Raw genomic sequence first — 19,974 nt, forward strand, 5'->3', positions numbered from 1 at the left:
CGGAAGTCGTACAGACCGCAGGTTCACTCAGGGCGACACTGCTGTGACAGTGGTGACATGCCCTCGGACGCACTTCGATCGCCGGGCCGTGTCCCCGTTGCGATCTACATTGCCTCACCGGGTGGAGACCCGGACGCCGTACTGGAGACCCACTGCCGGCAGTTTGCCGAGTCCCGCGAGTGGGTGGTGTCCGCCGTCTTCACCGACCGGGGGCAGGTGCCGCTGGAAGACCGTGCGGGCTGGCTGGCCCTGCGCGATGCCCTAGGCGAGGGCGTCGCGCAGGGCGTAGTGACCTGGACTCGTTCGATGGTGGCCGACAGCACCGAGGGGTGGGAGCGCCTGGCGGTCGGCGTTAGTGAGCTGGGCTGGTTCCTGGTAGCCGGCGCGCTCGACACCCCCGGCCACTCCCTGTACGGGCGGACCCTGGTGGAACAGCTGCCCAACGGGCACCGCCCGGGGACACGGCGCGCAACAGGCGCGGGCGCCCCGCGCCGGAAGTCGGGATGCGACCCCGGCCCGTGACCGACGCATCGGCGTCCAGCCGTTCCTTCCTCAACTCCGCGATCCGGCCAAGGAGCAACCATGCAGCCCCACCCGCAGCCGCCCTTTCTCAGCGATCTGGTGACCGAGACCACCGGCGCCGTGGCCGCCATCCATGTCAGCCCTGAGGGCCTCGTTACAGGTACCTCACCCGGAATCGCCCGTGATGAAGCGGACAAGTGGGCGGCGCTGATGGCAGCGCTGGGCTCCGTGAGCGGCAGGAGCGTCGGCATCGCCGGCGACCTCACGTCCGGCGGATACCCGTGGGGCCACAGCGTGGTCGAGGACCGGTACGGCCAGACCCTCATTCTGGTGGGCGCTCCCGATCAGTCGATGCTCGCCGTCGTCGGCGCGAAGGACGCGGACCTGGGCGAGATCGTGGGTCGGATGATCGAACTCGCGGACCATGGCCTGCCCGCACCGGCCCCTGTCTGGTCGTGACGCAGCCAAAGGCGGCCAGTTTCCAACTTCACCTGAGAGGACAGCACCATGTGCCGGCACACCCCGCCGTGTCCGACGGCCGAAGACCCCGACAGGGACGCCGCGCTGCCGATCGCACACCACCCTGAGCAGGGCTGGAGCCTCCTGTGCAACCAGGTGTTGATCTTCGACGACTCCGGTGGACTGCTGCCGGACGGGACGATCATCCCGCCGCACTGGCCGCTCGTGGCTCCGGCAGGACGCGGCGCATGACCTACTCCGAGATCTCGGCACGGGCCCATCTGTCGCGCGCCCGATAGGCGACCGCCCGGCGGCCCGGATGTTACCGGTCGAGTCGTCGGGCGGTTAACCACCGCGGCGCGGACGGCCAGCCCGTCACCGACGCACGAAGGCTCGTGGTCCGTGCCGCTCTACCAACCCGCTCGACCCCGCCAGGCGCAAGCTCGCCGAAGAGGAGAACCGCATGACCGACGTCCCGCCCACGGAACAGCAGCTGCGCGACACCATGGTCCAGAAGCTCATCGAGGTCGGGGCCGCCCGTGATCCTCGTGTCGTCGCCGCGTTCCGTGCCGTTCCCCGGCATTTGGCCACCCCGGAAGTGGAGGTCGCCAAGACGTACGAGGCCGAGACCGCCACGATCACCAAGACCGACGAGAACGGCGTGGACATCAGCTCCGTGTCGGCGCCCCGGATTCAGGCGATGCAGATCGAGCAGGCCGACATCAGGCCGGGGATGACGGTGCTGGAGATCGGGTCCGGCGGCCCCAACGCCGCCTACCTCGCAGAGATGACCGGCGATGGCGGTCGGGTGATCACCATGGACATCGACGCCGATGTCACCGCTCGCGCGGAGCGGTTCCTCAAGGCCACCGGCTACCGCAACGTCACGGTCGTCACCGGCGATGGCGAGCACGGCGCACCCGAGCACGGCCCCTTCGACCGCATCGTGGTCACCGTGCAGTCCGCGGACATCGCGCCGGCTTGGACCGCGCAGCTCAAGGAGGGCGGCCGACTCGTGGTGCCGCTGCGGATGCGCAGCATGACGCGCACCGTCGCGTTCGTCCGCGACGGCGACCGGCTTGTCAGCGACGGGTTCGAAATGTGCGGCTTCGTTCCGATCCGCGGCGTCGGCGAGAACCGGATGCGTCTCGCCGTCCTCCACGACGAGGAGGGCGCCGAGGTCGCGCTTCGTCTCGACGGGCACCCCGAGCCCGACACGGAGGCGCTGCGCGCGGCGCTCCGGTCCCCCCGGATGGAGGCCTGGTCCGGCGTCACCGTCGGCGGCGAGGAGTCGATGGAGCACCTGGACCTCTGGCTGACGACCAACCTCGACAACCTGCCTCTCATGGCGGCCAAGATCGGGGCCAGGGAGCGGGGTGTCGTGGCCGTCGCGTCCCCCGTCGGAACGCCGACGCTGGTGGACGGCAACAGCTTCGCCTACCGCCGTGCGCGGCCCACCGACCAGGAGGACCGCTACGAGCTGGGCGCCATCGGGCACGGGCCGAACGGCCAGAAGGTCGCGGAGCGCCTGGTCGAGGAGATCCAGGCGTGGAACGACGGCCACCGCAGCGACCGCGCGCACATCGAGGTCTTCCCGGCGGACACGCCCGACGACCAGCTTCCCGCGGGCCGGATCATCGACCGGCCGCACTCGCGGGTCACCATCTCCTGGCCGTGACCCTCCGTCGTCGCCAGGTGGTTCCACCAGCACGTCCGCACAGTCCACTGATCACTCCCGACTGAGGAGACGAACCATGGCACAGCAGACCACCAAGGCCCTGCCGCAGACCGCGACGCCGTTCGCGGCGGAGTCCGGGTCCGACTTCGATCTGAGCATCGAGACCGTCTCGGCCCTCCCCGTGGCCAGCTCGCTGCTGAACGACACCGGCGACGGCTGCGGGTCCACCTGCCAGTCCGCGTGCTCGAACAGCACCTGCATCGGCTGACCCAGTCCCCGCGAGGCGTGGGCGTGCCGCTCGTCGGCCCGCCCACGCCGGGCACAACACCGGCGAAGGAGGAACGGCCATGTACCGAGTCGTTGACGCGAGCATGATTAGAGCATCGGCGTTTCCGCTGTCAGCTTCGCTGGCGCACTGCCCGGCCGCCGTCGCCGATCCCGTCGTGGATGCGGAGAACTGCCGCCAGTGGATCGAGCTGGTCTGGAGCGACAAGCCCCGCGCGAGCGCCGTCGAGCTCGCCGCGCCGGAGCTGGCCGCCACGATCCGCCGAACCCTTGGCGGCGACGTCCGCCCTTCCCGCATCCGCCGAGTCGCGCTCTCTCTCAACCGGTACCTCCTGCGGATGCAGTACCGAGCGACCCCGTTCGGAACCTTCGCCGGCCCCGCCCCCCTGCGCTTCGGCGAGTCCAGCACGGTGAACTGGGGAACGGAGCACACCACGTTCGCCAGGCCCGATGCGATGTGGCTTCACGCCATGATCACCTCCCTTGAGCAGGACCTAGACGTGCTGCGGCACCTGCACGTCGTCACCGATCCGACGTGCACCGTTCGCGGTCGGCACATCGCGGTTGCCCACCAGCCCGGCGCGCAGGGGCCGACCGAGACCACCCTTCGCCGCACCCGGGCTTCGGAGCTGGCACTCTCGTCGGCGCAGTCGCCCACTCCCTTCGGCGAGGTCGTGGCGAAGCTTCACGCCGACTACTCCGGCACCCCCGTGCACGTGATCGAGGACATGGTGCGCAGTCTGGTTGCCCACCGGGTCCTGCTCACCAACCTTCACGCCCCGATGACCGTCGACGACGCCCTTGGTCATCTGGTGGCCGAGTTGGACTCGGCCCAGCGCTCCGGGGCCTCGGGCCCCGCGTTGCAGGTGAAAGCGGAGGAACTGCGCGGCGTCCACCGCACGCTCCACCAGCACGACCGTGCCCACCCTGATGAGCAACCCGGCCTCCGGGGAAGGGCGGTCGCAGCGATGAACCGCCTCACCAGCGTCGGCAAGGCCAACCTGGCCGTAAATCTGCGGCCGGACTGCGACGTCGTCCTCCCGCGGCAGGTCGCCGAGGAGGCGAGCCGGGCCCTGGACATCGTCGCCCGCATCACGCCCTATCCGAACGGGTCCCCGGCATGGCGTGACTACCTCGGCCGGTTCCTGGAGCGGTACAGCATGGGCACGCTCGTCCCGGTGCGGGAACTCACCGACCCGGACACCGGGCTCGGATTCCCCGTGAGCTACCGCGGCACCGTCCTACCCCGGCCCGTCCTCGCGACGACGCCGCGCGACGAGTACCTCCTGGCGCTGGCCCAGAACGCTGCTCTGACCTCCCGCCGAGAGATCGTGCTCACCGAGGAGGACATCGAGGCGCTTTCCGTCGGCACGCCGACTCAGGTCCCCGCACACGCGGAGTTCGTCTTCACCGTGCTGTCGGAGTCCCAGCAGGCACTGGAGGCAGGCCGCTTCACCCTCTCCACCGTCGGGCTCTCCCTCGCGGCCGGCATCACGACCGGGCGGTTCCTGCCTATGCTCGAACGAGCAGACCTTGACCGCGTGGCCGCCGTGCACACTGCCCTGCCCACCTTGACCGAAGGTGCCGTCCGCGCGCAGGTATCCGGGCCGCCGCTAAAGGTGCCCGTCAACAACGTGAGCCGCTCGCCCGTCGTGGCGCCCGACCTGTTGGCCGTGGGCGAGCACAACCCCGCTGCGACCCTGGACCTCGATGACCTCGGCGTCGTCGCGGACTCGAACCGCCTCTACCTCCTGTCGATCTCCAGCAGGCGCATCATCGAGCCGACGGTGATGAACGCCGTCGAGCTTTCGAGCGGCACCCACCCGATGATCCGGTTCGTCTGCGAGCTGGCCCGCTCGCACACGGCTGTCCTGATCCCGTTCTTCTGGGGTGCGGCCGGCCGACTGCCCTTCCTGCCTGAGGTCCGCGTGGGCCGCACCATCCTGGCCGAGGCCCAGTGGCATCTGCGTCAGCGCGACCTCGGCGAGGGGGACGGTTGGCTGGAGCGTTTCATCAACTGGCGCTGCACCTACGGTGTACCGCGCACGGTGTTCGTCGGCGCCACCGACCAGCGACTGCGCCTCGACCTTGACGAGCCGGTTCACCAAGAGCTTCTGCGCGCCGAACTCCGGCGTCAGGACATGACGGTCCTGCGCGAGGCTCCAGAAGAGGGGGCCTACGGCTGGATCGGACGGGCTCACGAGGTCGCCGTAACGCTCGCTTCCGACCAGAAGCCTACCCCCGCGCCTGTGGTCCGCTCCTCCACCGGCGAAGCCTCGGCCCGAACACCCGGAGCCTCGCGCTGGGCCTACGTGAAGCTCTACGGCAGCACGGCGCGTCTGCCCGAGGTGCTGACGACACACCTGCCCCGCCTCCTGGATGAGGGGTGGGACGCGCCTCCCGAAGCCTGGTTCATCCGCTATGCCGACCCTGACGCGCACCTGCGCCTGCGGCTGCGACTCCCGGAATCCGGAGCCTTCGGCCGCACGGCGGAAACCGTCGCCAGCTGGGCGGCGGACCTCCGCCGAGAGGGCCTGATCCAGCGGGTGCAGTGGGACACCGACCACCCCGAGACCGGCCGCTACGGCACCGGCCCGGCGCTGGCGGCGGCGGAGGACTACTTCGTCGCCGACTCGACAGCAGCCATCAGGCAGCTGGCCTTGGCGGTCCCGGCCGGAGTCCGGCCCGCCGTCATCGCCGCGTCCTTCGTGAACATCGCCACCACCTTCCTCGACTCCCGCGAGGCCGGCTGCACCTGGCTGCTCCAGCACCTTCTGCGCAGCGACGGCACGGCCGTACCGCACGACCTGCAAGCCCTCGCGCTGAGCCTTTCGGACCCGGCCAGCCACAACGGCCTCGCCGCCTTGGACGGCGGGGACGCGGTGATCGCTGCCTGGGAAGCGCGCGGCGAGGCCCTGCACCGCTACCGCCGCGCGCTGGCAGGCAGCAGCCCGGAGAGCGTGCTGCCCTCGCTCCTGCACATGCACCACAACCGCGTCGCCGGAATCGACAACGCCGCCGAGGCGACCTGCCGCCGGATGGCCAGGGCAGCAGCCCTCGCCATCATCCACCGCCCGGAAGGAGCTGTGGCGTGACGACCACGCTGCCGGCCACCGACACGTACCCCCGCCAGTCCCTCGCCCACGGTTCGCTCGGAACCGCCTTGCTCCAGATCGAGCGGGCCCGGCGGGGCACCGGGGAATGGCGCGAGGTCCACCGCACGCTCGCCGGGATCGGACCCCTGGCCGACGGCCCGGAGGCGAACCTGTTCCTCGGAGCCCCCGCGATGGCCTTCGTCTTGCACCTCGCAGCCGACGGCACCGACCGGTACGCGGGTGCCCTGCACACCCTCGACGGCATCGTGGCCGAGCACACCCGCCAGCGGCTGTCCGGCGCGCACGCCCGGATCGACGCCGGCCGTCGCCCGTCATTCGCGGAGTACGACCTCCTCCGCGGCCTGACCGGCATCGGGGCCCTGTTGCTGCGGCGACAACCCCACGGCCCTGAGATGAGAGGCGTCCTGGAGTACCTGGTCCGCCTGAGCGAGCCGCTCGCTGACGCGGCGAACGGGCCGCTCCCCGGCTGGTGGGTCGGCCACGCTCCGGCCAGCGACAAGACCGCTACACCGGGCGGCCATGCCAACGCCGGGCTCGCGCACGGCATCACGGGACCGCTCGCACTTCTCTCCCTGGCCATGCGGGCGGGTGTCACCGTAGACGGACACGAAGCAGCCATCCGGCGCATCTGCCGGTGGCTCGACCAGATCTGTCAGACCGATGCCCACGGGCTTCGGTGGCCCCGGTGGATCAGCCACCGCGGCGCCGCTCCGGGACACGCCGCAGCCCCCAGCTGGTGCTACGGCACGCCCGGAATCGCTCGTGCGCAACAGCTCGCGGCCATCGTGCTTGGGGACGCGGACCGAAAGCGCATGGCCGAGCGCGCCCTGATGCACTGCCTCGCCGACCGTCGCCAGATCGGCCTGATCGCCGACCGCGGACTCTGCCATGGCTTCGGGGGCGTCCTGCGGGTACTCCAGCGCGTTGCGGAAGACGCCGATACCCTGGCCGACTACCGCCACCAGTTCACCGTCATCATCGGGCAGTTCACGCTGGCTCCGGCCCCCGATGAGAGCGGCCTCCTGGTCGGCAAGGCGGGAGCCGTCCTCGCTTTCCAGGACGCCGAAGTCGGCGCCAGCGCCCAGGGGCAGTGGGACGCCTGCCTCCTGCTGACGTGAGGAGGCAGGCCGTGCACCGCACAGACCGTCTGGAGGACGCGGTCCTGGCTGTTCTCGGCGGGGCTTCCGTCGAAGACGCCGCCCGAACCGCCGGCACGGAACCCGAGCTCCTGTCCGAGGCCATCGAGCGGTACCAAGACGCCGGTCGTGCGGCGCTCGACGCCGAGCCGTCCGGTTGGCAGCAGGCGAACATCCGCTTCACCGACTACCCGAACGGTCACCGGATCTTCCGCGCCTACCTCCTGCCGGCCCTTCGCGCCGAGCCCGTGGGTAGCTGGTGGTTCGTCCGTAAGCACCCGCACTGGCGGCTGCGCTACTGCCCTGCCCCGGGCTTCGCCGCCGAGGACGCCGTCCGCCACGTCGCCGAGGCGCTCGACAGCTCCGTCTCCTGGAACGTGACCGCGGAGTGGAGCGCCGCTCCGTACGAACCGGAGGTCACCGCCTTCGGCGGCCCAGACGGGATGATCCTCGCGCACGAGCTGTTTCACGCCGACAGCGTCGGCGTGATCGACTACCAGGCTGAGGCGGGCGACCAGCAAGCAGGACTGGATTCGAAGGCGGTATCGCTCCTGGCCATGACGATGATGATGCGCTCTGCGGGCCTGGAGTTCGGCGAGCAGGGCGACGTATGGGGGCAGGTCGAAGCACGGCGTCCGCTCGCCGACGACGTCACCTCTGAGCAGGTCAGCGGAATGGTTGAGCCCATGCGTCGGCTCCTCCTCGCGGACGCTCAACCCCTTCTCGCGTCTGAGACGCTCGCTCACGTCCAGCCGTGGATCAGCGGTCTGGAGACCAGCGGGCGAGCGCTGGAACAAGCAGCGGTAGCTGGGCAACTCAGCCTTGGAGTACGCGGAATCCTGGCGCGTCACGTCCTCTTCCACTGGAACCGGATGGGCTTCACGCTCCGCCAGCAATCCATCTGGTCCCGCGCAGCCCGAGAAGCAGTTCTCGGGAGCTAACCCGAGGGTGCTTCCCTCCACCTGACTCCCCCAGCGCGCTTCACCTCAGCCATCTGATCAGAACGACGGAACGGGACTCCCTGTGAACACTTATCCGCAACCGAGGCGATGGGTGAGCCTCGGACTGATCTTCGGGGGCCACACCCCCAACTACATCGACGCTCAGTCGAAGGAGGCGACACTGCCCCGTGCGCCTGCCCCGATCAAGGATGAGGAGCACGAGTACGAGGAGCTGATGCGTGACGCCGGCTACGAGCCGGAGGGGCCTTACCCCGGCGCCCGCTCAATGCCGTGGCCGAGTACCTGCATCGAATGCGGGGCCTCTCGGAAGCCCACGATTCAGGATGTCGAGCGAGGCGCGCAGTGCAAGCACATCAGGCGTGGGTCCAGCGCTTGAAGCTGGCCGTCCCGCTCCAGCCGTTCTACACGGACAGTGCGTCCTGCGCGGTGTCCGGCGGGATGCTGTTGTTCGGATAGTCCGTCGTGGTCCGGTTGTACGGGGATTCGGGCCGCGGCGGCGTCGGTGCCGCTGCTTCCGCCAGTTCGGCGGGCTGTCGGCTGCGGTCGGCCCGCAGGGTCAGTTCAGCACGGAGGCCGGCTGCTCGACCGTCGGCGGTCTGTGCGGTACGGCGTGCCCTGGTCGCCTCGGTGCGGAGGGACTTAGCCGCTGCGGTGTCCTTGTCCTGGGCACCGCGCAGCAGGGCGGCCTTTTTCTCCTGCGGCAGTTCGGCCTCGACCAGCACGGCTTCGTGCTCTTCGGCGGGCCCGGCCTGATGTACGACTTCGCGAAGCTGTTCCTTCGCGCGCTCCAGCTCCTCTTCGGCGGTCTGGTGGGTCTGCACGAGCTGCTGGAGTTCAGCCTCGGCGGCGGTCCGCTGGTCTCCGCGCAGGGCCAGGCGACCGAACCGTCCGGTTGCGGCCAGCTTCGTCTCGACCCCGCTGATACGGGTCCGCGTGTCGTCCAGCCGGGCCGAGTGCCCAGCGATGGTCTCTTCCAGAGCGCGCACGTTGCGGATCGCTCCGGCGCGCTCGGCGAGTGCCTGGTGCCGGCGGCTGAGCGCGAGCACGTTGGGGCCGGTTCCGGCGGTCGCGTTCTGCTCAGCGCGGTCCGCGGTGGCCTCCGCCTTCTCCGCGGCCGTGGCTGTCGCGCGTGCGGCGGTGGCGGCCTTGCGCGCTGCGTCGCGCAGGGCCTCGTTGCTGAGGTGGGCGTACGGGCGGGCGGCGGGCGCGGGCCGGTGTTCCGGGGCTGCTGCGGGCGGCACGGTGCGGTCGGCCGCGCTGGTGGTGCGGCGCGGCCCTGGCTTCGGTCCGGTCTCGATGTCGTCCTGTTCGGCGGACTCGCCGGTGCCGGGGGCACGCGGGGTCGGCAGGTCGGGGACGATGTGCCGTACGTGGGCGGGGACGGCAGCCATCGGCAGTTCGGTGAGGATCATGCGTTCCTCGGTGCCGGTCTCGATCTCGCGGATGAGGCCCGCGACAGCTCGGTCTAGCTGTTCCTGGTCGGTGAGCGCTTCGCCTGCGCGGGCGCGGTCGGCGTCGGTCTCGTAGACGGACAGCGGAAGGAAGAGGTGGGTCTCCTTCTTGTCGCGGCTCATCATTGTGTAGAGGGCGTTGGCCTGCGCGCCGGGGCCGTAGACCAGGGCTTCCTCGACGCTCAGCCCTTGGCTCTTGTGGCCGGTGATGGCATATCCGAGGCTGAGTCCGCCGCGTGCGATGTAGTCGGCGTCGACCCATTCGGCAACGTCTCGGTGGCCGCCGTCCTCGGTCTTCGTGCGCCACTCGACCAGGACCCGGCGGTCCTCGTCCACCGCGACCACGAGTCCGCGGAACCCGTTCAGAACGTCTTCGTGCTCGCCCCGAGACCGCTTGCTCCGGTAGTCGTTGGCGCGGAGGAGGACCTGGTCACCGACGGCCAGCGCCAGTTCGCCGCCGCCGGCCAGGGCGAAGAGGTGGTCGGGGCCGGAGAGGGCACCACTGGCCTTCCGGATCGCGCGAGCGCCCAGGTTGAGTTCCTCCACGACCTCGTTGGTGGACGCGAGCATGAGGAGCTGCTGCACGGCGGTGTGGTCGTCGGTGTGCGCGGCGCGCTTGTCGGCCCAGACGGTAAGCATCGCGGCGAGGGTCTCGTCCTTGTCCGCGAGGGCGTGGAAGCGGCCGGTCCTGGCGAAGGTGCGGAGCGCGTCCGTGCGGTTGTCGTCGCGCCACAGTGCGAGCGCCCGGCGTTCGATCGTGTCCCGTTGCCGGAAGTTCTCCGTGAGGCTGAGTCCGCCCACGATCTTGTGGATGGCGGCGAAGGACCCGCCGATGCCCGGCGCGTGCAACTGCTTGGGGTCACCAACGGCGACGATCTTCGTGCCGGTCGTTGCAGCGTGGGCCAGCAGTTCGGCGATGTCGCGGTCATCGCACATCGCGGCCTCGTCCACGACCAGGACGTCAACGCCGCTCAAGCCAGGGCCTCCGGTGCGGATGCCGGTGAGCCAGGAGGCGAGAGTGCGGCTGGTGATCCCCGCTTCGGCCTTGAGGTTCGCGGCGGCGACGGCGGCGGTGCTGGCACCGGCGATGACGAGTCCGTTGGCCTCCCATGCCTGCCGCGCGGTGTTCATGATCGTGGTCTTGCCCGCTCCGGCGACGCCTTCGACGGCGTCGATGCCGTGGCCGGCGGTCAGCAGCCGTTCGAGAACGGCGCGCTGTTCGGCGGAGAACTGGAAGCCGCCGCCGTGCTGGGCTTCGACCGCGGACAGGGTCATGGCGACCGTGTCGTGGCTGACGACGGCGGCCTGCTCGTTGAGGCGGTTGGCGGTCTCGGTGGCGATGAGTGCTTCGGCTGCGACCACGTCGGCCGTGGTGTAGCGGTCGGCGTGGGCGAAGTGCTGGGCCCCCTTCGGGTTCAGCTTGACCGCGTACCCGGCGTGCTGCAGGACGGCGGTGGTGAGCTGTTCGGCTTCGGCGGCGTCTGCGACGCCGTACGGGAGGGCGTCCAGGACGGCCGCGATGGCGGCGGCGTGGGTGAAGTCCTTGGAGTGGCTGGTCAGGCCGGTCTTCGGGTCGAAGACCTGGGCGCACAGCTGGTCCAGGTCGGGGTTCTGGTTCGCCCGGTCCTGCTGCATAGCGCTGGCCGCGATGGCGTCGGGGTCGTCACCGGCGGCGCGTCCTTCGGCCTGCCAGTAGGCGCGCAGGACGTCGTCCTCGACTCCGGCGGCTTCGCCGTTCTTCGCGGCCTTGGACGCGGCGGAGGCGGCGGTGCGTTCGCGGGTGGTGGCGCTGTCGTAGTCGATTCCGAGCTTGGTCAGGAGCTCCCGCACCTGGCTGTCGCGCTTGCTGAACAGGCGGATGGTGGCTTCGGGGATCGCGGCGATCTCCCACGCACCGGTCCGTTCCTCCTGGCGGAAGGTGATGCCGAACGTGTCGGTGAGCTCGCGGCGGATGCGGGCGTTCATGAGGGCCTGTGTGGCGCGGGCGTGGCGGTGCAGGTCGCGGCCCCCGCCGGCCACGGTGGACCACTGGCCGTCGGTGCCCTTGACCATGTTGGCCAGGGTGAAGTGCAGGTGGAAGTGGGGGTCCCCGTACGGGGCGCCGCCGACGGGCCGGGCGGCGCGGTGCACCATCATCCAGCCGGAGAAGCCGCTGGTGGGCACGGTCTCGGCCTCGGCGCCGTCACCGTGCCGCCCGCGCATGGCGTAGGCGGTCCACCGTTCCAGGGCGCTGATCGACTCGCGGCCGGCGGCGGTGTAGATGCCCTCGACCTGGGCGGCGATGTCCTCGGGTGCATAGGCGAGGAACGCGCTCTTGGACTTGGCGAGGTCGAGGGTCACGTCCGCGCCGAACCGGCCGACCTGCACCCGCCCTTCGAGGAGAGCGGCCCTGATCTCTTCGGCGTCCCACACCTCTTCCGGAGCGAGTCCGGCGGCCTTGGCCATGGCGACGGCCTCGCGGACATCCATCGGGAGGTCTGCGAGGCGGCGGCGGCCTTCGCCCGCGGTCTGGCCGTACCGGCGCTTCATGGACGCGGTCGTGAACAGGTCGGTCGGGTCCTGGCCGGTTTCGGTGGCGCGGGCTTCGACGGCGCGCAGGAGTGCGCGGGCGTCGAGGTGACCACCGGCTTCGGCGGCCATGGCCTTCTGCAAGGCGTCTTCGCCGTACAGGGTGACGGCGTCGACGCCGACGGCACCGGCGAGCTTGAGCAGGGTGGAGACCGGGACGCGGTGCGATTCACCGAACCGGGTGAGCTGGTTCTCCATCCTGCGGAAGGCGTCGCGCTTGGCCTTGGAGTCCAGCAGGCTTTCCGGGGTGACGCTCCGCTCGGCGGCGGTGCGGCGGATGGCGCGGACCAGCGGGGCGGCGGAGAGCTTCGCGGCCGGAGCGATGGCGAGTTTGGGTTCCACCAGGGTCTTGCCGCTGTTGGGGTCCTCGCCGTGCATGAGTCGGCGGGCGGCCTGGAACTGCGCGGGGTCGAGGATGCTGCCGGGGGTGATGCCGAATTCGTTGAGGCCGCTGCCGATCCAGACGAGGGGGCGTTCGCTGGCGTCGAGGTGATAGTCCACCTGTCCGTCGGCGGCCGGGCGCGGGAGGGCTTGTTCGCCGTAGATGTCGCGGGCGTTGAGGCCGGCTGCGGCGGCGACTTCGACGGCGTCGAACCCGGTGAGGCGTGCGGGCTTGCCGTTGCGCAGCTGGGTGCGGTTTCGGAAGAAGACCTTCTTGGCCTCGGTGGTGCCGAGCAGGGCGGCGACGGTGGTCCCGGCTTCCTCGGCCTTTGCCTCGATGGCGGCAATGAGGGGTGCGGCATCGACGGTGGTGGACTTCCCGCAGCCGTGGCCGCCGGTGAGGCGGTATTCGATCTGCTCGTCGGAGGGGCCGATCATGGTCACCCACGCCATCGGCCCGCTCACCCCCCGCTCTCTTCCGGTCAGATCCGGTCGTCTTGGCTGATTGTATCGTCGCGGAGCGACGATACCTTGGTCCTCAAAATTCAAGATCATGATCAGCTCAGGGGCAGTCGGGCACTCGTGGGGGCCTGGTCGGTGCTGCGGATCGGGCTCGATCCGGTCCGGTGCTCTGTCGGACTGTTACCTCGGGAGTGGGTCCGCGAGGGCTGGGGCGGCCTGCTCGGAGAGGTGAGGAAGCGGGAGGCGGCTGTGGGTCCTGACGGCGGTCCGAGGCTTCGCGGGCGTCGTGCTCGGGGGTAGCGCTCCTGGTGGCGGGGTCTGCGGCTCCGTGGGCGGGTCCGAGACCACGGGGGCGGGGCGCGCCCGGATACGGGAAGGTCCCCCGCTCCAACAACTAGAGCGGGGGACCTTCGGGTGCCACCGGGTGGCGTCTGGGTGCTGGTGAACTACGTCAGCGGCCACTCGCCGGGCGGTACGGGTGCCTGGCGCTGGGCTTCACGCACGGCCTCGTCGGTGCCGCACGTGGTGCAGATCGGGATGTCCCGGCTGGTGGTCAGCCGGGAGCGGGCGGGCCGTTCACCGAGCGGGCCTTCGCAGCGCGGGCACTGGGCGTCGGGCACAGCTCAGTCCTCCTCGGGGTGCTCGCGGGCGGACTTGAGGATGTTGTTCCAGGTCGGCCGGGAGTAGGTCTTCTCCGTCTGCTGCTGGAGGTCGGGGATCAGCTCGGCGTTCGTGGCCGTGGGGTTGGCGGCGATGGCCTGCCGGGCGAGAGTGAGCCGTTCGTCTCCCTGGTAGGGGTAGGCGACCCGGGCTCGGGGGCCGGTGGGGCGCCCGCCGGCGTGGCCGCGGCCCTTGCGGTCGGCGAGGTACTGCCACAGCCGCCAGCGCTTCCACTTCGGGCGCCGGCGGGTCGGCAGCTCGTCCCAGTCGTCGGGGTCGGGCCAGCCTTCCGGCGGGTTCTTGACGTAGTGGGAGACGGTGGCGGAGTCGGCGAAGCCGCAGATCTTCGCGGCTTCCGCTGGTGACACCATCTCTTCCGGATCGCCGTCGAGCTTGGGCGCGTTGGTCGTGTTCGCGGCGGCGCGGCGGCGCTGGAGCTCGTGGTGCCACTTCGCCCACTCGTCGCCGTCCCAGTGCATGACGCCGTCGATGATCTCTGCGGCCGGGTGCCCGTTGTTCTCCCGGTCGGTCCAGAGGTTCTGGAGGGTGGATTCGCTGATGCCGTGGACCTTGCGCAGGTCCGCGCGTGAGTGGAGCGTGCGGCCGGTGTCGCTGGGCACGTTCGCCTCCCGTTCGGGGTCGTGGTCGTTGGGTGGGGTCACTGGAGTGCGTCCGGGTCAGGGACGGGCGTCCAGGTGCGGCTGCCGGCGGGTTCGAGCCTGGTGAGGGTGGCGATCTCCTCCAAGGGGACGGCGGCGGCCCAGTCGTCGTGCGCGGGGTGGCCGACGGGAAGGTTGAGCACGAGGTGCCGGCCGGTGCGGGGGAAGTCCTCGACCAGGACGTAGCTGTCGCTGTCCTTGGCGCCGATGCTGTTACCGCTCTTGAGCTGCACGGTGTCGCCGGGCTGGGGACAGTCGGCGTGCCGATCGCATAGCATGGTGTGGTTCTTTCTGGTGAGAGAACACCCGGACGGCCAGCACCTTGTTGCCCTTGTGTGCTGGCCGTCCTTTGTTGTCCTGGTGGTGCGGGTGCCGGTTCGGCACCCGCCGGGGCGAAGGTTGCCCGCTTCGCCGACGGCTGTGTAATTGAACCATCTTTGTGCCGGGGTGGCGGGGCTCTGGCCCAGCGTGCGGCGTTCATCAGAACAGGGTTTCCTGATCGGCGGGGCCGGTGCGCGCGGTGGCCGGCGGCCGGGGTACACGGAGTTCGTAGCGGGGCCGCCCGTGGTGCGGGGGTGCGTGGGCTTCGCGGCGGTGGCGGCTCCACGCCACCAGCGGGGCGCCCCGGTCCAGCCACCCCGGCGGGTAGCCGGAGGTCAGCTGTGCCCACCGGCCCCGGTCGCGCGGGAGTGCCGACCGGTCCTCGACGGTGGTCAGCGGCGGCAGCTCACGCCAGCCGGGGAAGGCGTGGTCGTGGGCGTCTTCCACGGCCCGGTTGTCGCCGTCGCTGTACCCGTCGCCGTGGTGGACGGGGCCCTCCCAGTCGCAGGCCAGGCACCCACCCCGGAACTGTTCTCCTTCCCGGCGGCCGGTCGGCCGGCTGCGGGCGAGCAGGGTGGGGACGTGGTGCTCGGGCGGGTCGAGTTCGTGGCCGAGGTCGCTGTACGCGCCGCCCGGGTGGCCGGGCCGGATGTGCCACGTCCGCGGGGCGCTCTCGACGGGGTGGGGCGTCCGCCCGTTGCGCACCCGCCAGTAGAACGTCTGCCGGGGCCGGGCGCCGGTCGGTTCGGCGGCGGTCGTGCTCACGGCCGCTCGCCCGTCTCGGTGGCGAGCACTTCGCGCAGGGGGTCGGCGAGGACGGCTTGCTCGGCCGGGGAGTCCTGGAAGCGCGGGCCGTAGGCGCGCCGGATCGCGCGGCGGGCGTCCTGGTGACGGTCGCGGCCGGGGTCGTACGGCGAGCGGTCGAGTACCTCGTAGCCGTGCCGGGTGAGCACCTCGGCGATGAGCGCGCGGACCTGCACGGGGTCGAGGGCGTGAAGGTCGGTCTCGGCGGGGGCCGCGAGGAGTACGCGGATCAGCTCGGTCGCGCTGAGTCTGGGCTGGAGGGGTATCCCGATCCGGTGGACGCCGTCCTTGCTCGGGGTGGCGGCTCCTCGTCGGCCGGGGGCCCCGGTGGTGCTGCGGTGGGTGGTCATCTGGTCCATCGTGTCGGCTCTCGGGGTGTCGGGTAGCGGTGCGGGGGGTGGTCAGAACAGGGCGTGGTCCGCGCGGGCGGCGGCTTCGCGGAACGCGCGAGCGGCGTCAGCGGCCGTGCGGCCCGGTTCGGCGCTCCACTGGTCGATGACGTCGCGGTGGACGGTGTGCGCGGCGGCGGGGTCGGGGGCGTCGACGGGGCTCCCGGCGAGGGTCTCGGCAAGGAGCGCGAACGCCTCGTCGCGGGCCTGGTTGATGCGGGGCCAGTCGTAGGTGCGGCCGGCGGCTCCCCGCGCCCGGCCGGCTGCCACTTCGAGGGCGCCGCGCGGCCAGCACGGCAGGAGTGCGGTGCGGCCGGGGCCGCCGAAGAGGTGCGGGCCCTGGTGGATACCGACGTGCTCGATGTGGTGGGCAGCCCACTCCAGGATGGCGGCCGGGGTGTCGGCGATGACGATGCTCTCGGGGCTGTAGCGGATCTGCATGGTGGTTCCGTCTCGGGATGGCCGGGGGGCGGCGGGCCGCCGCCCCCCGGTGGTCGGCTCTACTGCTGGTAGGCGGGGATCAGCTCGCGGACACGGTCCGGTCCCACGCATCCGCCCTCGTGGCGGTGGAGGCTCGGCAAGCCGCCGTTCCTCCCGCGCAGGTGGCTCCAGAACTTGGGGCCGACCCACCCGCACAGCTCGCAGAGCAGGAGCCAGTGGTTGTCAGAGCCGGGAAATCCGGTGAGGACCGCGCGCCACCTGAGGTTCGCCAGTCCGGCGAACGCGGCCTCGGCGCTCTTGGTGTTGCGGTCGTTGACGGGCATCCGCGGGTGCAGCAGCGGTACGGGGCCGGTCACCGGCTGGAGCACCTCGGCACGAATCTGGTTCAGCGGGATGGCGGTGATCTCTCCGGCGGCGTACTTCTCGGCGAGGCGGGCGGCGGCCATCTCGACGCCGGGAACACCCTTGGCCGGGCGGCCGAGGTTGGTCTCCCCCGCACTGGTCTCGACCCACCAGTCCCGGCTCCACCGGTGGGCTCGGCCGATGACCAGGTCCTGGCCGATGATCACGGGGTAGCGGCCCGCGATGTCCGGGGTTCCGACTCGGTAGGGCATGGCGGCCTGGAGGGCGGCGGGCGCCGCGGCTTCGGGGGTGTCCGGCCGGTGGTCGGGCTGGCCGGAGTTGGCGGGGTTCTGGTCGTCCGGCTCGGCAGCGGGGCCGGAGACGACAGCGGGGCGTTCGAGGAGCTGGGTGGTCATGATGGTGCCCTTTTCTGATGGAAGAGGGGCCCACCCCCGGGGCGCTCGGCCGCCGGGAGCGGGCACGGCGGTCTTATGCGGCCTGGGCCGGTGCGGCGGGCTGCATGTCGGCGGCGCTCTTGCGGCCGGACACGTCGTCGTACGGGGCGGTGGAGGTCCAGCCGTCGTATCCGTCGTCGGTGGCGCGGACGATGGTCTTGCCGGTGCCGTTGAAGATGTGCGGGATGGTGAGCGACTTCGGGTTGACGCGCAGGACCTCGTACCAGGTGCCTCGGTAGAGCGCGAAGTCACCTCGTTTGAAGTCTGCCTTCGACCAGACCTTGAAGCCCTTGGTCTCGGCGTCCTTGATGACCTGCTCCCAGTGGGCGATCTCCTCGGTCAGCTCCTCGTGCCGGATGGTCAGCTCCGGGTCGTCGGGGTTTCGGGAGTAGCCCTTGGCGGACTCGCCGCGCTGCCACTTCTCGACGGCGCGCAGGTCCGCGCGCAGCTTCTCCAGGCGCCGGAGGGTGCGGCCGGGGTTGGTGCGGAACTGCTCGTAGTTGGCGGCAGCCTTCTGCCGGTCGGCCCAGTGCTGGGCGCGGTCGCCTTCGCTGATGCTCTTGCGCATCGAGGTGTCCATGCGCTCGCGGTCGCGGAGGGCGCGGCCCTCGGAGTGGTGTCCGCGGAGGATGGGCTGGCCGAACTCGAACCGCTCGGATATCGCGTGGGCGGACTGCCACGCGGCCCGGGAGTTGTGGGCGGCGTTGTCGGCGTACCCGCCGAAGCGGTCGGCGCGGGCCTCGGCGCGCTCTTCACGGTCCTGTTCGGCCTCGGAGAAGCTGCGGCGGTCGGCGTTGTCGACGGAGAGGGTGGCGTCGAGGCTGGCGTCACGCAGCCGCTGCGCGAGGAGTTCGAGGGAGGGGGTGTAGGCAGCGTGGTCGCGGCTGTGCGGGAGGTACCAGCAGCCGAGGTTCCGGCTCCAGCGGAAGGGCTGGCGCAGGGTGCGGCCGTATTCACGGAGCTTGAGGATCTCGGCCGAACCGTCGCCCCGGCTGGTGCCGTCGACCAGCGTTCCTTCCCGGCGGGTGTGGGTGATCTGGATGGTCATCGAACTGGTCTTTTCTGGTGAGAGTCTTTGGCCGCCCGGAGGGCGGACGGGGTGCTGGAAGCGGTGAGCACCACCGGGGCGGGCCGTGAGGGACGAGCGGTCCGCCGCCGTCGCGCCCTGCGCGACGGCAAGGGCTGCCGCGCCCCCGCGGGGCGCGTCCTTCGCGGTCCGGTGCCCGCCGTCGGTCGGCGGAGCCGCTAGGCGGAGTCGGCCGGCGGCGGTGAACGCACCGGACCGTGCTGCTGCCGCCCCGAAGGGGTGTCCGCTCGGGTGTAGTGGCCCGCCGGTCCGGAGGTGTTGCCCTCCCCCGGACCGGCGGGGCCTTTGGGTCAGCTGCGGCGGGCGGCCGGGGCGGCTTCGATCCGCTCGCGGACAGCGCGGTTCACGGCGGCGATGAGGTCGCGCCCGTCGTCGTAGGCGAACCGGCCGAACGGCAGGCTCGCGGCGAGGTCACAGAACGTGGCCTGGTCCATGGTGGTCAGCGTGTCATCAAGCGGCGTGAGCTCGTGGGGGAACATCGCCTGGACGCTGTCGCCGGGCTTCGGGGCCCCGATGGTGTGGAACCAGACGACGACCATTTCGGCCGTGTCGGCGAACTCGGGGCCGCCGAAGGGGCCGACGACGATCGCCGGGCGGGTGTCGAGCTGGTGGCCCCGGAACCACGGTCCCGCGCACACGAGGGTGGCAGTCGGGAAGTCCTGGACGGTGGCGGCCTGATCGGTGGTGAGCATGGTGTGTCCTGTTCTGGTGAGAGGTTCCGCCGGGGCCGGTCGGCCCCGGCGGGGGGTGCCGGTCGGGGTGTTGCCCTCCCCTTCCGACACCATTAATTAAACCATGTTTCCGGGTTCGGGTCAACCGGCCAGGGCGAGTTCGCGGCGACGCTCGGCGGCTTCGGTGACGGCGCGCGCGATGAGGCGGCCCGCTTCGATGGCCCGGACGGCGGACTCGTGCACGGGGGGCTTCTTGTCCTGGGTGACGATGCCTGCGAGCGGGGGCATGACGGCCGGGCCGGGGGCGATTCCGAGGATCAGGGCGGCGACGTGGGCGGCTGAGGCGACCTCGGCCGCGTGCTGACCGGGGAGTGCGGCGTCCGACTCGGGCAGGCGTCGCCAGGCGTGGCCGTACAGCAGGATGCGGACGGCGCTGTCGGGGGCCTCACGGGTGAAGTCGAACCCTCCGACCTGCTCCGGGTCCTCGTGGTACCAGTCGCGGTACTGAGCGAGCAGGACGTCCCGGACGATCTCGGCGGCGATCGGGGCGGCGGCAGGCTGCTCGTAGGCGTCGCCGTCGGTCTGGCTGATATCGAACACGGGACCAGCCTTGTAGCCGGAGACCCTGCGCCCCTCCCCCTCGGCAGCGTCGGCGGCGGCCTCCCGGGGTGCGGCCTCGGTGGCGGCCTGGGCGTCGTCGGTCCGCCGCCGAATCGGGGTCCAGATGCGCAGGGAGGTGGAGCCCTTGGCCGGGAAGCGTCCAACCTTGCGCCAGTCGCCGGAGCTGAGGACGCGGGTCGCGTGGGGGCACTGGGCGGCGATGGCGATGCAGTTGACGGGGCTGCGGTCGTCCAGGGTCGCGGCCGTGCGCATGACGGTGATCCAGAACTGCTCGTCGGTGACCATCGCGCCGTATGCGCGGTCCATCACGGATTCGAGTTCGCCACGCATCCGGGCACTGTAGGCGCGACGCTCGTCCTCGGTCATCTTCGGCTTGCTGGGCATGTCCTGGTCTCCCTGGTGAGATTTCGCAGTCCCCGGCCGGCTGGCCGGTGAGTGTCGGTCGGGGGTGTTGCCCTCCCCCTTCCGACATCATTAATTAAACCATGTTCTGAGGTATTCGGC

19 protein-coding genes are annotated in these 19,974 nt (G+C 71.1%); 8 read left to right on the forward strand and 11 right to left on the reverse strand.

The genetic code is table 11. The features are described from left to right. Positions 1–57 precede the first annotated feature (57 nt). From ACFVGS_RS22855 to ACFVGS_RS22890, 8 genes are all read left to right on the forward strand, one after another. A complete protein-coding gene (locus ACFVGS_RS22855; RefSeq protein WP_385693493.1) occupies positions 58–522 on the forward strand; it encodes a hypothetical protein in 465 nt (154 codons plus the stop codon). A gap of 60 nt (positions 523–582) precedes the next feature. Next, positions 583–981: a roadblock/LC7 domain-containing protein gene (locus ACFVGS_RS22860; protein ID WP_385693494.1), complete on the forward strand. Its 399-nt coding sequence runs from the start codon at positions 583–585 to the stop codon at positions 979–981. A 48-nt stretch (positions 982–1,029) separates the two neighbouring features. Continuing rightward, positions 1,030–1,233, forward strand: a complete 204-nt coding sequence (locus ACFVGS_RS22865) for a DUF5999 family protein (protein ID WP_385693495.1) — start codon at positions 1,030–1,032, stop codon at positions 1,231–1,233. 211 nt (positions 1,234–1,444) lie between these two features. After that, entirely contained in the window at positions 1,445–2,659 is a 1,215-nt protein-coding gene (gene fxlM, locus ACFVGS_RS22870; RefSeq protein ID WP_385693496.1) for a methyltransferase, FxLD system, read from the forward strand. A gap of 76 nt (positions 2,660–2,735) precedes the next feature. After that, the gene (locus ACFVGS_RS22875; protein WP_385693497.1) at positions 2,736–2,927 is read left to right on the forward strand and encodes an FxLD family lanthipeptide; all 192 of its coding nucleotides are present in this window, start codon (positions 2,736–2,738) and stop codon (positions 2,925–2,927) included. 79 nt (positions 2,928–3,006) lie between these two features. Then, positions 3,007–6,039 (forward strand): lantibiotic dehydratase, encoded by a 3,033-nt coding sequence (locus ACFVGS_RS22880; protein WP_385693498.1) that lies wholly within the window; start codon positions 3,007–3,009, stop codon positions 6,037–6,039. Beyond that, positions 6,036–7,178: a lanthionine synthetase C family protein gene (locus tag ACFVGS_RS22885; protein ID WP_385693499.1), complete on the forward strand. Its 1,143-nt coding sequence runs from the start codon at positions 6,036–6,038 to the stop codon at positions 7,176–7,178. The genes ACFVGS_RS22880 and ACFVGS_RS22885 overlap by 4 nt, the downstream gene beginning before the upstream one ends. A gap of 11 nt (positions 7,179–7,189) precedes the next feature. Then, a complete protein-coding gene (locus ACFVGS_RS22890; protein ID WP_385693500.1) occupies positions 7,190–8,137 on the forward strand; it encodes a thiopeptide-type bacteriocin biosynthesis protein in 948 nt (315 codons plus the stop codon). A gap of 422 nt (positions 8,138–8,559) precedes the next feature. Here ACFVGS_RS22890 and mobF read toward each other — a convergent pair whose 3' ends face one another. The 11 genes from mobF to ACFVGS_RS22945 form a co-directional block, all read right to left on the reverse strand. After that, on the reverse strand, positions 8,560–13,011 hold the full coding sequence (gene mobF, locus ACFVGS_RS22895; RefSeq protein ID WP_385693501.1) for a MobF family relaxase: 4,452 nt from the start codon (positions 13,009–13,011) through the stop codon (positions 8,560–8,562). 455 nt (positions 13,012–13,466) lie between these two features. Further along, a complete protein-coding gene (locus ACFVGS_RS22900) occupies positions 13,467–13,640 on the reverse strand; it encodes a hypothetical protein (RefSeq protein WP_198545006.1) in 174 nt (57 codons plus the stop codon). Positions 13,641–13,643: 3 nt separating this feature from the next. Then, complete coding sequence (locus ACFVGS_RS22905; protein WP_030460629.1) at positions 13,644–14,342, reverse strand: hypothetical protein; 699 nt, start codon at positions 14,340–14,342, stop codon at positions 13,644–13,646. Beyond that, on the reverse strand, positions 14,339–14,617 hold the full coding sequence (locus ACFVGS_RS22910; protein WP_385693502.1) for a DUF6211 family protein: 279 nt from the start codon (positions 14,615–14,617) through the stop codon (positions 14,339–14,341). Before ACFVGS_RS22910 ends, ACFVGS_RS22905 begins: the two co-directional genes overlap by 4 nt. A gap of 202 nt (positions 14,618–14,819) precedes the next feature. Continuing rightward, the gene (locus tag ACFVGS_RS22915; RefSeq protein WP_385693503.1) at positions 14,820–15,425 is read right to left on the reverse strand and encodes a DUF6349 family protein; all 606 of its coding nucleotides are present in this window, start codon (positions 15,423–15,425) and stop codon (positions 14,820–14,822) included. Beyond that, entirely contained in the window at positions 15,422–15,814 is a 393-nt protein-coding gene (locus ACFVGS_RS22920; RefSeq protein ID WP_385693504.1) for a DUF6181 family protein, read from the reverse strand. Before ACFVGS_RS22920 ends, ACFVGS_RS22915 begins: the two co-directional genes overlap by 4 nt. A gap of 51 nt (positions 15,815–15,865) precedes the next feature. Continuing rightward, entirely contained in the window at positions 15,866–16,294 is a 429-nt protein-coding gene (locus ACFVGS_RS22925; RefSeq protein ID WP_385693505.1) for a DUF6197 family protein, read from the reverse strand. Between the two features lie 59 nt (positions 16,295–16,353). After that, a complete protein-coding gene (locus ACFVGS_RS22930) occupies positions 16,354–17,052 on the reverse strand; it encodes a hypothetical protein (protein ID WP_385693506.1) in 699 nt (232 codons plus the stop codon). 73 nt (positions 17,053–17,125) lie between these two features. Continuing rightward, the gene (locus ACFVGS_RS22935) at positions 17,126–18,139 is read right to left on the reverse strand and encodes a DUF3560 domain-containing protein (RefSeq protein WP_385693507.1); all 1,014 of its coding nucleotides are present in this window, start codon (positions 18,137–18,139) and stop codon (positions 17,126–17,128) included. Positions 18,140–18,468: 329 nt separating this feature from the next. Beyond that, entirely contained in the window at positions 18,469–18,870 is a 402-nt protein-coding gene (locus ACFVGS_RS22940) for a DUF6409 family protein (protein ID WP_385693508.1), read from the reverse strand. Between the two features lie 120 nt (positions 18,871–18,990). After that, positions 18,991–19,854, reverse strand: a complete 864-nt coding sequence (locus ACFVGS_RS22945) for a hypothetical protein (protein WP_385693509.1) — start codon at positions 19,852–19,854, stop codon at positions 18,991–18,993. Positions 19,855–19,974: the final 120 nt, after the last annotated feature.

The organism is Streptomyces sp. NPDC127114 (assembly GCF_042677525.1).
Taxonomy (GTDB): domain Bacteria; phylum Actinomycetota; class Actinomycetes; order Streptomycetales; family Streptomycetaceae; genus Streptomyces.